Raw genomic sequence first — 1,197 nt, 5'->3', positions numbered from 1 at the left:
TGAGTACATAGATAAACATCCCATGCTGGCTGAACTAGTCAAATGGAGCAGATCTGTCCCTATTTCACACGTGGAAAATTCACTTTTAAAAGCAGCTACAGGATATGAATATGAGGAAATAAAAACGATTATTGAAGAGGACAAAAATGGAAAAAAGAAGACGCGTATCGAGAAAGTGAAACGGTATCAGCCTCCCAATCCAACAGCGATGATCTTCTACTTAAAGAACCGCGCACCCAATGAGTGGAATGATCGGCGTGAGCTGTTGGTGAATACGAAGGCACTGGAACAGGAACGGAAGCAGCTATTTCTGGATATGATCGAAGCCGATGTGGTGGATGCTGATTATGAAGCTATTGAGGAATCGGTCGAGATGGAGGAAGGATATGTGGAGACGGATCACTCGCAGCCATAACGTTATGCCGTCAGTATTTGTATAGATAAACGCCAGTTTCAGCCCGGAATTAGCCCCAAAAGTAGCCAGAATCAGTGCATAAGATAAGTTATGCAATGAGTGGACTTTCCCCCACATCAACGGTATGATGTGACACACAAGCGAAGGGTGGGGCGAATATGGAGTATATACAAGGGTTTGAAGCACATTTACGGAGCAAGGATCGAAGTGAGAACACAATTTCCTGTTACATTCGGGACGTGCTACAGTTCACAGCTTGGTATCGGGGCAAGACGGAATATGGACTGGACAAGTGGATTGAATTGGATGGCGTAGAGTACAAGAAGGTTCTGCAAAGCACCAACCAAGCGATACTCACCATCAACCGCAAGATTGCCAGTATCAACGTATTTTCACAATGGATGCATCAACAAGGCTATATAAAGGAAGAAATACATATCGAAGCGGTCAGAAACAAGGTAGTTCGGCAATATAAGGGGTTAGCAGAAAAGGATTTGTGGAAGCTGCGGAATGAAATTCACCGGATGGGCAATCGGATGCATATCTGTATGATCGAATTACTGATGGGAACGGGGATAAGGGTAAGCGAATTGGTCGGCATCCAGCTGAAGGATATGGAGATTAGTGAACGTAAAGGGATGCTGAAGGTACTCGGTAAGGGAAACTCCTTCCGCACTATTCCATTAAATAAGGAAGTGCGAAAAGCCATTACCCGATATCTTGAAGTCAGGCCACAAGTGGAATCAGAGTATCTATGTATGGGGCAGCGTGGAGCATTGGAA

Annotated in this window: 1 protein-coding gene and 1 pseudogene; both read left to right on the top strand. The window is 44.7% G+C overall.

Annotated features, from left to right (window positions below; all coding sequences use genetic code 11):
• A pseudogene (locus ACIFQM_RS24810) lies at positions 1-415 on the top strand (transposase); the annotation flags it as partial.
• 158 nt (positions 416-573) lie between these two features.
• Positions 574-1,197 (top strand): tyrosine-type recombinase/integrase (locus ACIFQM_RS24805; protein ID WP_430066397.1); only part of this gene is annotated, 624 nt, incomplete at its 3' end.

Origin of the sequence: Paenibacillus sp. NRS-1782 (assembly GCF_050467685.1) — a bacterium.
Lineage (GTDB): Bacteria > Bacillota > Bacilli > Paenibacillales > Paenibacillaceae > Paenibacillus > Paenibacillus terrae_A.
The sequence above is the reverse complement of the archived record's forward strand: the minus strand, read 5'-3'. Positions and strand labels throughout refer to the sequence as shown.